Origin of the sequence: Microcystis protocystis FBCC-A270 (assembly GCF_050500235.1) — a bacterium.
Classification (GTDB): domain Bacteria; phylum Cyanobacteriota; class Cyanobacteriia; order Cyanobacteriales; family Microcystaceae; genus Microcystis; species Microcystis ichthyoblabe_A.
On sequence record NZ_CP191407.1, the window covers coordinates 4579305 to 4591708 of the forward strand.

General features: G+C 44.6%; 9 protein-coding genes. 7 read left to right on the top strand and 2 right to left on the bottom strand.

Translation table 11 applies throughout. From position 1 onward, the window contains the following. The first annotated feature begins 163 nt into the window (after window positions 1–163). Both ACQY1X_RS22425 and ACQY1X_RS22430 read left to right on the top strand, forming a co-directional pair. Entirely contained in the window at window positions 164–1522 is a 1359-nt protein-coding gene (locus ACQY1X_RS22425; protein ID WP_430013581.1) for an SUMF1/EgtB/PvdO family nonheme iron enzyme, read from the top strand. A 662-nt stretch (window positions 1523–2184) separates the two neighbouring features. Beyond that, window positions 2185–3606: an SUMF1/EgtB/PvdO family nonheme iron enzyme gene (locus tag ACQY1X_RS22430; RefSeq protein ID WP_430015156.1), complete on the top strand. Its 1422-nt coding sequence runs from the start codon at window positions 2185–2187 to the stop codon at window positions 3604–3606. Between the two features lie 66 nt (window positions 3607–3672). Here the strand turns inward: ACQY1X_RS22430 and aspS are convergent, their stop codons facing one another. Then, window positions 3673–5460: an aspartate--tRNA ligase gene (aspS, locus tag ACQY1X_RS22435; RefSeq protein ID WP_430015157.1), complete on the bottom strand. Its 1788-nt coding sequence runs from the start codon at window positions 5458–5460 to the stop codon at window positions 3673–3675. Between the two features lie 220 nt (window positions 5461–5680). On the opposite strand from aspS, the gene ACQY1X_RS22440 reads away from it, so the two are divergent. The 3 genes from ACQY1X_RS22440 (at window position 5681) to gorA (ending at window position 9969) form a co-directional block, all read left to right on the top strand. After that, complete coding sequence (locus ACQY1X_RS22440; RefSeq protein ID WP_430015158.1) at window positions 5681–6463, top strand: aldolase/citrate lyase family protein; 783 nt, start codon at window positions 5681–5683, stop codon at window positions 6461–6463. A gap of 453 nt (window positions 6464–6916) precedes the next feature. After that, the gene (locus ACQY1X_RS22445) at window positions 6917–8326 is read left to right on the top strand and encodes an IS4-like element ISMae7 family transposase (RefSeq protein ID WP_430014707.1); all 1410 of its coding nucleotides are present in this window, start codon (window positions 6917–6919) and stop codon (window positions 8324–8326) included. A 290-nt stretch (window positions 8327–8616) separates the two neighbouring features. Beyond that, window positions 8617–9969, top strand: coding sequence for a glutathione-disulfide reductase (gene gorA, locus ACQY1X_RS22450; protein WP_430013585.1), 1353 nt, complete (start codon window positions 8617–8619; stop codon window positions 9967–9969). A 212-nt stretch (window positions 9970–10181) separates the two neighbouring features. Here the strand turns inward: gorA and ACQY1X_RS22455 are convergent, their stop codons facing one another. Next, window positions 10182–10934 (bottom strand): slipin family protein, encoded by a 753-nt coding sequence (locus ACQY1X_RS22455; RefSeq protein ID WP_002745305.1) that lies wholly within the window; start codon window positions 10932–10934, stop codon window positions 10182–10184. Window positions 10935–11166: 232 nt separating this feature from the next. On the opposite strand from ACQY1X_RS22455, the gene ACQY1X_RS22460 reads away from it, so the two are divergent. Beyond that, the gene (locus ACQY1X_RS22460) at window positions 11167–11652 is read left to right on the top strand and encodes an allophycocyanin (protein ID WP_430013586.1); all 486 of its coding nucleotides are present in this window, start codon (window positions 11167–11169) and stop codon (window positions 11650–11652) included. Between the two features lie 222 nt (window positions 11653–11874). After that, window positions 11875–12387, top strand: a complete 513-nt coding sequence (locus ACQY1X_RS22465; RefSeq protein WP_430013587.1) for a hypothetical protein — start codon at window positions 11875–11877, stop codon at window positions 12385–12387. Window positions 12388–12404: the final 17 nt, after the last annotated feature.

Sequence of the window (12404 nt, forward strand, 5' to 3'; positions counted from 1 at the left end):
CGGCCTGCGTCCTGTAGGGGCGAAGCATTCGGGCAATAACCTATCGGTGAAACTGGAGATTTTCTATCCGAATGCTTCGCCCGTACTTTTTCAGCAAGCCCTATTTAGAGATTTTCTGCCAGTTAATCTGGCTCTCCCCTACTTGTGGTCATAAGAAAAAGTTATGAAAAAGTCAGAGATTCAAATTTTCCTAGCTCACGCTAGTGAGGACAAACCAGCAGTTTTGGCACTGCATGAGCGCCTTAAGCAAGCGGGATATAAACCTTGGTTGGATGAAAAAGACCTGATTCCGGGTCAAATTTGGCGAGATGAAATTCCGAAAGCGATTAAAGCTAGTCAGATTTTTCTCGCCTGTCTGTCAGGGAAATCGGCTAATAAGCAGGGATACATCCAACGGGAGTTGAGGATTGCACTTGATACCTTGGGAGAGATGCTACCGGGGACAATTTTTTTTATTCCCATGAGGTTAGAAGAATGCGAAATTCCTGATCTGCGACTTGCAGAAGTTGGCTTGAATCTGCGAGATATTCACCGGCTTGATTATTGGGAAGAAGACGGATTTGAGCAACTAGAAAGAGCAATTGGCTATCAGTTCAAGCTTGAACCAGAAGAGCTAAAACAACCCTTATCAATATTTAACTTTGAGATCGTGCGAGTAAATGCTAAGGGTGAGCAAATTAACAAAGAGTCGAAACAGTCCCAATATTTCAGGGAAGATCTGGGCAAAGGCATCACCCTAGAAATGGTTGCCATACCGGGGGGAACTTTCCTGATGGGAACAGAAGATGAGGAAATCGAAAGACTGGTTAAAAAATTTAATTGGGAAGGATTTAGAAGGGAAAGACCACAACATGAAGTAACTGTCCCACCCTTCTTTATGGGTAAATACCCCATCACCCAGGCCCAGTGGAAAGCGATCGCCTCTCGCACGGATTTAAAAGTTAAACAAGACCTTGATTTCAAGCCAGCCTATTTTAAAGACCGTCCCGATAGCGATCGCCGTCCCGTGGAACAAGTCAACTGGTACGATGCGATCGAATTCTGTGCGAGATTATCAAAACTAACGGTTCGGGAATACCGACTACCGAGTGAAGCGGAATGGGAATACGCTTGTCGTGCTGGAACCACCACCCCGTTTTACTTTGGGGAAACCATTACGGGGGAATTGGCTAACTACAATGCCAGTAATACCTACGCCGATGAACTGAACGGAGAATATCGAAACGAAACAACTCGCGTGGGACAATTTCCCCCAAACGCCTTTGGACTGTACGATATGCACGGCAATGTCCGGGAGTGGTGCGCCGATACTTGGCACGATAACTATGACGGTGCGCCGACGGATGGCAGTGTCTGGATAGAAAATGGTAATGATAATCGTTCTCCTCTGCGGGGCGGTTCCTGGGGCTACAATCCTACTTACTGCCGTTCCGCGATTCGCTACGACTACTACTTCCGCCGCGTCAACCGCATCAACAATTACGGTTTTCGGGTGGTGTGCGGTGCTGGGAGGACTCTCTAACCCTTTTTCCTTTTTCCCCTTTTACCCTCATTCCCTATTTTTTCTTTTTTCTTTTCTTTCCCGCCCTTAGGCGGGTCGATTTTGTAGGGGCGAACTCGACCCATTTGGTCGATTTTTGCTTAACAATTGTCAAGGATTGTTAAGATGCGCTTACCCTGCACTTTTCCCCTAGTTCCGAAAACTAAACTCTAGGAATTTTTAGCCACTGCTAAAGAGGATTAAGTGAGGGCAGAAAAGAATTTAAGAGCATGGGTTGTTAGTCAACTAGCTAAAAATAATTAACTAGGGTTTGCTGAAAAAGTTTGTTGGTGGGGTTAGGAGCCGGTCGTCAGGAGTCAGGAGACAGGAGAATTAAGAATGAGTAATAATCAATTAAATGGTTTATTTAGGGTTGGCTGAATAAATGTGAAATGTAGGCAAGGTAAGGGTTTTGTGGCTCTTCTCTTGAAACAGGTTCCAGATTTTGAGAGAATCGTCCTTCAAAACCTTGCGTCTTCATCGGCCCGCGTCCTGTAGGGGCGAAGCATTCGGGCAATAACCTATCGGTGAAACTGGAGATTTTCTATCCGAATGCTTCGCCCGTACTTTTTCAGCAAGCCCTATTTAGAGATTTTCTGCCAGTTAATCTGGCTCTCCCCTACTTGTGGTCATAAGAAAAAGTTATGAAAAAGTCAGATATCCAAATTTTCCTAGCTCACGCTAGTGAGGACAAACCAGCAGTTTTGGCACTGCATGAGCGCCTTAAGCAAGCGGGATATAAACCTTGGTTAGATAAAAAAGACCTGATTCCGGGTCAAAACTGGCGTTCAGTCATCCCCAAGGCGATCGCAGATAGTCAACTGTTCATCGCTTGTCTCTCCCAACGCTCGATTGCTAAACAAGGATTCGTGCAGCGGGAATTTAAAATGGCCCTCAATCAATATGCTGACAGACCGCCGAATTCAATCTACCTCATTCCGCTGAGATTGGATGAATGCGATATACCCGACCTGCGACAGGAGGAGTATGGGTTGAACCTGCGAGACCTCCACTGGCTTGATTATTGGGAAGAAGACGGATTTGAGCAACTAGAAAGAGCAATTACCCATCAGTTCAATCCTGAACCGGAAGAGCCAAAAAAACCCGTAATCGTTCCAGAAGAACCAAAACAACCGGTAATCGTTCCAGAAGAACCAAAAAAGACCGTAATCGTCACGCCACCGTTATCAGTATTTAACTTTGAGATCGTGCGAGCAAATGCGAAGGGTGAGCTAATTAAAAAAGAGTCGAAACAGTCCCAATATTTCAGCGAAGATTTGGGCTACGGCATCACCACCCTAGAAATGGTTGCCATACCGGGGGGAACTTTCCTGATGGGAACGGAAGGCGAGGAAATCGAAAGACTGGTGAACAAATTTAACTGGGAAGGATATAGACGGGAAAGACCACAACATGAAGTAACGATTAAACCCTTCTTCATGGGCAAGTATCCCATCACCCAGGCCCTGTGGGAAGAGATCGCCTCTCGCACGGATTTAGAAGTTGACCTTTACCTAGACCCTTTCAAAGCCCGTTTCGACAGCGATCGCCGTCCCGTGGGAAAAGTCGACTGGTACGATGCGATCGAATTCTGCGCGAGATTATCGAAACTAACGGGAAGGGAATACCGACTACCGAGTGAAGCGGAATGGGAGTACGCCTGTCGTGCTGGAACCACCACCCCATTTTACTTTGGGGAAACCATTACGGGGGAATTGGCTAACTACCGTGCCAGCGAAACCTACGCCGAGGAAGTGAAGGGAGAATATCGAAAAGAAACGACTGCCGTGGGACAATTTCCTCCCAACGCCTTTGGACTGTACGATATGCACGGCAATGTCTGGGAATGGTGCGCCGATACTTGGCACGATAACTATGACGGTGCGCCGACGGATGGCAGTGCTTGGATAGAAAAGGGAAATGATAATCGTTCTCCTATGCGGGGCGGTTCTCGGTGCAACAATCCAGATAGCTGCCGTTCCGCTTACCGCCGCAGCCTCAACCGCCTCGACGACGACAGCGGCAGCGGTTTTCGGGTGGTGTGCGGTGCTGGGAGGACTTTGTAGCAGAAAAGAATTTAACTTAGTGTCAACAGACTTGCAAAAATTAGGTGGGCATTGCCCACCCTAATCTTAGGATGGCGGTTTGTAGGTAGAAGCAACGGATAATTCCTTTAATTGCTTCGCTGCCACTGTTGAAGGTGCAGAAGTGAGTAAACAACTAGCTTGCTGGGTTTTCGGGAAAGCAATCACATCGCGAATCGATTCTTCTCCTGCTAACAACATCACCAAGCGATCTAAACCGTAGGCGATGCCACCGTGGGGAGGGGTTCCGTATTCAAAAGCTTCTAACAAAAAGCCGAATTTATTATAGGCTTCCTCTGGGGATAGACCGATGGTGGCGAAGACTTTTTCCTGTACTTCCCGTTGATAGATCCGCAAACTGCCGCCACCGATTTCAATACCATTAAAAATCATATCGTAGGCTAGGGCGCGAGCGTGGGCTAGATCGTCTAAATCTTCGGGATTAGGGGCAGTAAAAGGGTGATGCAATGCTTCTAGGCGTTTTTCCTCGGCGTTGTATTCAAACATCGGGAAATCCGTCACCCAGAGGAGGTTGATTTTCTCGGGATCAATTAATCCCAATTGTTCCCCTAAAACTAAGCGTAGGCGGGATAGGGATTTATTGACTGTATCGGTATCTCCTGCCCCAAATAAGAGCAGATGCCCCGGTTTTGCGCCAGTCTTCTCGATTAAAGCCTGTTTTTGTGCCTCTGTTAGGTTATCTTTAATCGCACCGATGGTATCAAAATCGTAATCTTCGCGCACGCGGATGTAGGCGATTCCCTTCGCACCCGCATCGGTGGCTTCTTTGAATAAATCCCCACCCGGTTTGATTCTGACGTTAGAAATCGCCTCGTTACCGTTGGGAATCGGTAAAACTTTCACCGTCCCACCACTAGCGATCGCACCTGAAAACACCTTAAATCCCGAATCGGCAAAAATCTCCGCCACATTGACCAATTCCAAGCCAAAACGAGTATCGGGGCGATCGACCCCATAGCGATCCATAGCCTCAGCATAGGTTAAACGGGGCAGGGGCAGGCTTATATCGATATTTTTGACTTTTTTGAAGATATGAGCGATCAAAGCCTCATTGAGGGCTAAAATCTCAGGTAAGGAGAGAAAACTCATCTCCATGTCCAACTGAGTAAATTCCGGTTGACGATCAGCGCGTAGATCTTCATCGCGGAAACAGCGAGCGATTTGATAGTAGCGATCCATTCCCGACACCATTAATAATTGCTTAAATAGTTGCGGTGATTGGGGTAAAGCGTACCATTGGCCCGGGCTGACACGGGAAGGGACTAGATAATCCCGCGCTCCTTCGGGAGTCGATCGAGTTAAAATTGGCGTTTCCACTTCGATAAAATGCTGTTCATCTTCGAGAAAACGGCGCATTTCTTTGACAACTTGGTGACGTAGTTGTAAATTCTGACTCATACGCTCCCGGCGTAGGTCTAGATAACGGTATCGCAAGCGCACATCTTCCCGGACCGATTCACTTTCGGAACTGGAGACGACAAAAGGCAATTGTTTAGTAACCCCGTTGAGAATCTCGATGCTAGTGGCGTAAATTTCGATTTCTCCGGTGGCAATGCGCGGGTTAAGGGATTCGGGGGGACGTTGACTGACTGTTCCCGTCACCTTGAGGACATACTCGTTTCTGACGGTTTCAGCGATGGGATAGGAAGCGGGAGTTCGTTGGGGATCACTGACGATCTGGACAATACCACTGCGATCCCGCAGATCAATAAAAATAACGCCACCGTGATCGCGACGGCGATCGACCCAACCGAAGAGGGTGACACTTTTTTCAATTTCGATCGCGCTAAGGTCGCCACAGTAGTGAGTTCGCATAGTCTAACTAGAGAATTACTTATATTACGAATGTAGTATAGAAAGGATGTGGCCAGAAAAAAATCAGACGGCCTTGTTCATTATGCCGGTATTTTGTCGCTTTTGTCCTCTTGTTTAGGGTATTTTTATGGTCTTCTAGTCCTCAGCTATCGGCTTTTCGCAGATGGGCTATAATCAACAAGGCTCCTCTAGCAGTTACCAATTTTGAACGATTAAAAACATGAATTGCTTAGAAAAAAAAATGGTGCAACTGTTAAGAGAACTCAGGGAAGATCACCATGTTTCAGGGGTAAAAGCGGAATTCGAGACGGAAGGAACCCGACTGACGGAAGCGATGCGGTTGAAAGAAATTAGTCTGAAAGCGGGGGTGGATTTTAATCTGAAAATCGCCGGTTGCGAAGCGATCAGAGATATCTTTGATGCGGTTAATTTAGGAGTTGATCGCTTGATTGCTCCCATGGTAGAAACAGCCTACGCTTTACAAAAATATCTGCGGGCAGCTAGGAGGATTTTAGCTGATCAAGGGGTGGAAGATGTGGAGTTATTAGTTAATATCGAAACGATTACTGCCTGTGATAATTTTCAGGAAATGTTGGCGATTCCAGAGATAAAATCTCTCCATGGTATCGTCATCGGACGGATGGATTTAGCCTGTTCTTTGGGATTAACTCGCCGGGATGTGAATAGCGAGCAAGTTTTGGATCTGGCTTTACCTTTGGCAAAAAAAGCTAAGGCCGCCGGTTTGACTGTTGCCATTGGGGGTGGGGTTTCACTAGATTCTTTACCGTTTTTCAAAATGTTCTGCCAAGGACATTTTGACCGCTTCGAGACGCGCAAAGTTATCTTTGATTGTCCCCAAGCTTTGGATAATTTCAGTTTAGCTTTGCCAAAGGCGATCGAGTTTGAATTACTCTGGCTAGAGAATAAGAAAAATTATTATGGTGCTATTGTTCGTGAAGATGACTGGCGTTTAGAAATCCTCCATAATTTACTTTTTGGTTAAAGATATTGCTCCTTCGATCGACCGCTCAAAACCTAGGCAGCAAAGTTATACGGATGTGGATTCATTGGCTCTTCTCGACTTTGTGTAATAATTTTTGCTTATGGAATTGTGAAATGCTTATCGGGCAAGACTTTTATGGCTGTTTTGCCGAAGAAACCATCAGTATAGACCTCGTTTCCACACAGAAACTAGAAGAGCCAAGAAAGCCACTTATTATGAATAACTTCTGTTAAGTAAGTAGTTATAATTAAATTGAAGATAGATTTTGCCTCTGATCCCCCCTGCACCCCTTGATAAGGGGGGTGCCGATAGGCGGGGGGATCCCCCCTGCCCCCCTTGATCTATCCATTAGTCAGATCTTTCTTAACAAAAAGAGAAGAAACTTAAAAAAAGGGGAAACGATTGATAGGTATAGTTTTGAAAGAAGGAATTAAGGTGGAGGTAAGCAAAAAAATGGAGAAATGGGCAGCCCAAGAATTACAGTATGCAGACCTAGGGGACACCAGAAGAAAGAAAAGGTTAATCAGTATCGTAGAAAACTTGGCCAGCCAACCTAGTACAAGTGTGCCACAAGCTTCGGGAAATCTAGCCGCAGCGAGTGCCACCTACGACTTTTGGAATTCCCCCTATTTTCACCCCTCAGATATAATTGCCGCCCAAGCCAAAAGTACAGTAGAAAGAATCAAAGAACATCCAATAGTTTTGGCAGTGCAAGACACAACAAGTTTAGACTTTACGACGCAAAAAGCCAAAAAAGGAATGGGTTATCTAGATTATAAAAAATCCTTTGGTCTCAAAGTTCATACCACCTTAGGAGTGTCACCGCAAGGAATAGCTTTAGGACTGATTAATCAATATGTCTGGGCAAGAGAAGAAAAGAATTTAGGGATTGCCAAGCAACGCAAAAAAAGAGAAACCGAAGAAAAAGAAAGTCAAAGATGGTTAGATTCTTTGTCAGAAACACAACAACAAACACCCGAAGAAATTCAAGTAGTAACAATCGGAGATTGTGAGGCAGACATATTTGATTTATTTGCCCAATCAAGAAGTCCTAACTCTCATTTATTAATCCGAGGAACTCATAACCGAAAAGTTAACTATCTCGAAGACAAGCAAAGGTCAGGGCATCCAGAACCTAAATATTTACATCAATCCATCAGAGAAATAAAAGCCTGTGGTAGCCTAGATGTGCAAGTAAAACGCAATCCTAATCACGAGGCTAGACTAGCTAAACTAACAGTTAGATTTGCCAGTTTTGAAATACAAGTACCTAAGCATCACTCGAAAGCGAACCCTCGTCAACCGGTCAAATTACAGGTAATTTTAGCTGAAGAAGAAAATCCGCGTCCTGGAGTTAATCCTATCAGTTGGCTCCTCTTAACTAGCCTAGACATTAGTAGCTTTGAATCAGCGATAACCTGTGTGCGCTGGTATAGTTATCGCTGGTTAATAGAACGCTATCATTTTGTTTTAAAAAGTGGTTGTGGATTAGAAAAACTGCAATTAGAAACGGGTCGTAGAATTGAGATGGCCTTAGCTACCTATTCAATTGTAGCTTGGAGATTACTCTGGTTAACCTATCAAGCACGCTTACACGGAGAGGAGAGTTGTGAAAGTTTTTTGGAAGAACATGAATGGCAATCTTTGTGTGCCACTATTCATAAAAAGAGTCCGCCACCTGAAAAGCCGCCCTCCTTTCGAGAAGCGGTCAGAATGATTGCTTCTCTTGGGGGGTTTTTAGGTAGAAAAGGTGACGGTGAACCAGGTGTTAAAACTATTTGGTTGGGACTGCGAAGGTTACATGATATCAGCCAGACTTGGAAACTATCTCATCAAATTAGTCCCCCCATAGAACCCCCTTGAGCCATCTTGCACACTTTTCTCTTTTTGTCAAATTTTATGTTAAGAAAGATGTGACTAATGGATAGCTTAATAAGGGGGGCAGGGGGGATCAAAGACAAAATCTATCTTCAATTTAATTATAACCAGCTACTTAGTAAATAAATTGGCTCTAATTTAGCAGCATTAGTGACTATATTGTGCTAGTTACTCGATAGATTCAGTTAGGGATTGATCCGAGATATTCGCTCCCCTTTTTGCCCAGAAAGTTTTTTGATTCCGTCAAATTTCTATACATTCGCGAGGATATTTTTATGAGTTATGATTTTGATTTATTCGTGATTGGTGGTGGTTCTGGGGGTATTGCCACCGCTAGACGGGCAGCCGAATACGGGGCAAAAGTGGGATTAGCAGAATATGATCGCTTGGGAGGAACCTGTGTTAATCGCGGTTGTATTCCTAAAAAATTAATGGTTTATTCTAGTCGTTTTCCGCAACTATTTAAGGATGCGGAAGGTTACGGTTGGAGTCCGGTAGAGAGTCAGTTAAATTGGCAAAAATTAATTAGCGCGCTTAATCAGGAAACTATCCGTTTAAATGGCATTTATCAAAAGATGCTCGATAATTCTCAAGTGACGATTTTTCCTAATTATGCCAAGTTTCTTGATAGCCATACCCTAGAGGTGGGAGAGGAGAAAATTACTGCCGATAAAATTTTAATTGCCGTGGGGGGACATCCGGTTAAACCCGATATTCCAGGGATCGAACATACGGTAGTTTCTGATGCCATGTTTCAACTGCCAGAACAACCGAAAAGAATTATAGTTTTAGGGGCGGGATATATTGGGGTAGAATTTGCTGGTATTATGCACGGATTAGGGACGGAAGTGGTGCAGTTAATCCGTAAAGACAAGATTTTAAGAGGGTTTGATGAGGATATCCGCGATGAGATTCAAGCAGAAATGATCCGTCAGGGAATTAAAATTATGCCCGAAACTTTCCCCACTTCGATCGAGAAAACTGCTGAGGGTTTAAAAGTACATATTCAGGGTAAAGAAACCTCAGAAATGCTCTTTGTTGATGCCCTAGGTTTAGCCGCTACGGGAAGAATTCCTAAGCTGGAAAAATTGGGCTTAGAGAATGTCAATGTCGAGGTAAAAAAAGGGGCAATTGTCGTCAACGAGTATAGCCAAACCAGTGAAGATAATATCTATGCCGTGGGCGATTGTACCGATAAAATTAATTTAACTCCCGTGGCGATTAATGAGGGGCGAGCTTTTGCCGATACAGTCTTTGGTAATAAACCCCGGTTAATGAGTTATGAAAACGTTCCTTCGGCAGTATTTTCTACTCCTGAAGCGGCGACGGTGGGATTAACAGAATTGCAAGCAAAAAAACAATATGGTGACACGGTAATTAAAGTTTATCGGTCTAAATTCCGCCCTGGTTACAATGTTTTACCAGGCCGAGAGGACAAAACTTTGATGAAATTAGTTGTCCATCAGGAAAGTGGTAAAATCCTTGGGGCGCACATGGTGGGAGATCACGCAGCCGAAATTATTCAAGGAGTAGCCATTGCCGTAAAAATGGGGGCGACAAAAGCCGATTTTGATGCCACTGTCGGCATTCATCCCAGTGCTGCCGAGGAATTTGTCACCATGCGTTAATTAAGTAGGTAGGCGTTAAAAATTATCAGACACCCCCCTTATCAAGGGGGGAATAAGGGGGGATCCCCCCGCCTATCGGCACCCCCCTTATCAAGGGGGGCAGGGGGGATCAAAAACAAAATCTATCTTCAATTTAATTATAACCACTTACTTAAACCAACCTAACACACTGGAGAAAATTAACCTTTTTGGCTATTGACAACTGAGCCATTTTATGATTTTTTTTCAGTTAATTTTTGAGCGAGATTTAATATATCGGAGGGAAGCATAATCACGGTACTGGTGTTATTTTCCGCTCCAATTTCCGTTAACATTTGTAGGCGGCGTAATTCCAAAGCGGCGGGATTTTCCATGATTAATCGGGAAGCTTCCGCTAATTTTAGCGAAGCTTCCTGTTCTGCGGCAGCTTTAATCAAACGGGCCCGTTTTTCTCGCAATGCTTCCGCTTCCTTGGCCATAGCTCGCTGCATACCAGTGGGAATTTCCACATCTTTCATCTCCACCCGTTCGATATCGATGCCCCAAGGTTCGCTAATTTCATCGACAATTTGTTGAACCGCTTGATTAATTTTGTCTCGTTTTTGCAAGACATCATCGAGATGATTTTGACCGACGACATTTCTTAAAGTGGTCATGGCCGCTTGATAAACGGCCGCGGGATAGGATTCGACTTTATTAATCGCTTTGCTAGGATCGATAATGCGATAGTAGAGAACCGCATTAACCTTAATTGTGACATTATCGGCGGTGACAGTTTCTTGCGGGGCGATATCGACGGTTTTGGTGCGAATGTCCAGCTGCATTTTTTGGTCAACTAGGGGAATGATCCAGTACAGTCCGGGGCCTTTGGTGTCTTGATAACGACCTAGGCGAAAGATAACACCACGCTGGTATTCTCGATCAATTTTAAAGCCATTTAACCCCAGAATGCCCGCTATCAACAGCAAGGGTGCCAGAAATTCCATATTAATTACCACTTATCGGGTTCAAGTTAATCAGTGTGCGGTGACATCTCAATTGCCATCTCCTCGCTCCTGACCACTAATACATTCATTCTAGAGAGTAACCGGGCTGTCGGGGAAACTCATAACGAAATATTACAATTTTTAGGAATTGCCCACCCAGCAGGGATGACTCGACTTCCAGACCCCGACCTGAGATAAACTACAGAATGTTATCAGAATTTACCTTGATATTATGAGCGTAGTTAGCCAAGTCATCCTCAAAGCCGACGACGAACTTCGTTATCCTAGTAGTGGTGAACTACAGGGTATCGGGCAATTTTTAAAAACTGGCGAGCAGAGAATTCGCATTGCCGAGACTCTCGCTGAAAATGAGAAAAAAATCGTCGATCAGGCTCAAAAACAACTGTTCAAGAAACGTCCCGATTATAGAGCGCCGGGGGGTAATGCCTACGGTCAGCGTCAATATAATCAATGCTTGCGCGATTATGGTTGGTATCTGCGTCTAGTTACCTATGGGGTATTAGCCGGAGATAAGGGTCCGATCGAACAAACTGGCCTGATCGGGGTCAAAGAGATGTATAACTCTCTTAATGTTCCCATCCCCGGCATGGTGGAGGCGATTCGTTGTCTCAAGGAGGCCGCTTTAGGTCTTTTGACTCAAGAAGATGCCGTGGCAGCAGCCCCCTACTTCGACTTTATCATCCAGTATATGTCCTAAGCGATCGGGACAGTCCCAGGGGCCTGAAGTCTGAAAAGGGGCAATTCTCCCCTCTTTCAGGGTTCAGGCTTGACTTTTTTCGGTGGTCAGTAAACAGTGATCAGTAAGCAGTAATCAGTGAAAAGACAGTAGTAAACTGGCATTTGATCAGACTCACTTAATACATACTGCTCACTTAATACTCAAAACTGATAACTGATAACTGATAACTGATAACTGATTATGTTTTGGCGCATTATACTACTTACTTTTCTAATACCATCGGTCTATGGGCTGTTTGGCTGGTCGATCGCCCAGGAGCGTTTATCATGGAGTGATTGGTTACTTGCCCGTGGTGATGAGATGAATTGGACTCTCACTAGCGAATGGCTAGAAATCATCATCTATATCCTAGCAGTAGCGGTTATCCTCTTAATTGCCCTAGGATTAACTCTGTTTAGTAACTTAATGCCGCTATTTTTCCGCAGTTGGTTTAAAAATGATATTAGCGCTGTATTATCAATTCTTGGCTGGTCCTTGGCGGTAGTCTTTATCTTCCACAAGTGGGCGGTATTTACTCGAGCTTTAATTCTGTTAGCTGCTGCTATCCTCGGTCGTCTAGAACTTCAGGAAGCGGGTTACAATAGGTGGCAAGTTTTCCTGACGATCACCATTCTCTGCTTAGGTAGTTTTAGCTTGGGAATTTGGGCTTATCATCTTTGGGGTCACGAATTTCATCAAGTTACTACTGATTAATCTTATCTCTAATCTTG

What these genes read in the sequence shown, in the direction of transcription:
- ACQY1X_RS22455 (WP_002745305.1), bottom strand. Translation starts at nt 10,934, where the DNA reads ATGGAATTTCTGGCACCCTTGCTGTTGATAGCGGGCATTCTGGGGTTA.
- ACQY1X_RS22430 (WP_430015156.1), top strand. Translation starts at nt 2,185, where the DNA reads ATGAAAAAGTCAGATATCCAAATTTTCCTAGCTCACGCTAGTGAGGAC.
- gorA (WP_430013585.1), top strand. Translation starts at nt 8,617, where the DNA reads ATGAGTTATGATTTTGATTTATTCGTGATTGGTGGTGGTTCTGGGGGT.
- ACQY1X_RS22440 (WP_430015158.1), top strand. Translation starts at nt 5,681, where the DNA reads ATGAATTGCTTAGAAAAAAAAATGGTGCAACTGTTAAGAGAACTCAGG.
- ACQY1X_RS22465 (WP_430013587.1), top strand. Translation starts at nt 11,875, where the DNA reads ATGTTTTGGCGCATTATACTACTTACTTTTCTAATACCATCGGTCTAT.
- ACQY1X_RS22445 (WP_430014707.1), top strand. Translation starts at nt 6,917, where the DNA reads ATGGAGAAATGGGCAGCCCAAGAATTACAGTATGCAGACCTAGGGGAC.
- ACQY1X_RS22425 (WP_430013581.1), top strand. Translation starts at nt 164, where the DNA reads ATGAAAAAGTCAGAGATTCAAATTTTCCTAGCTCACGCTAGTGAGGAC.
- ACQY1X_RS22460 (WP_430013586.1), top strand. Translation starts at nt 11,167, where the DNA reads ATGAGCGTAGTTAGCCAAGTCATCCTCAAAGCCGACGACGAACTTCGT.
- aspS (WP_430015157.1), bottom strand. Translation starts at nt 5,460, where the DNA reads ATGCGAACTCACTACTGTGGCGACCTTAGCGCGATCGAAATTGAAAAA.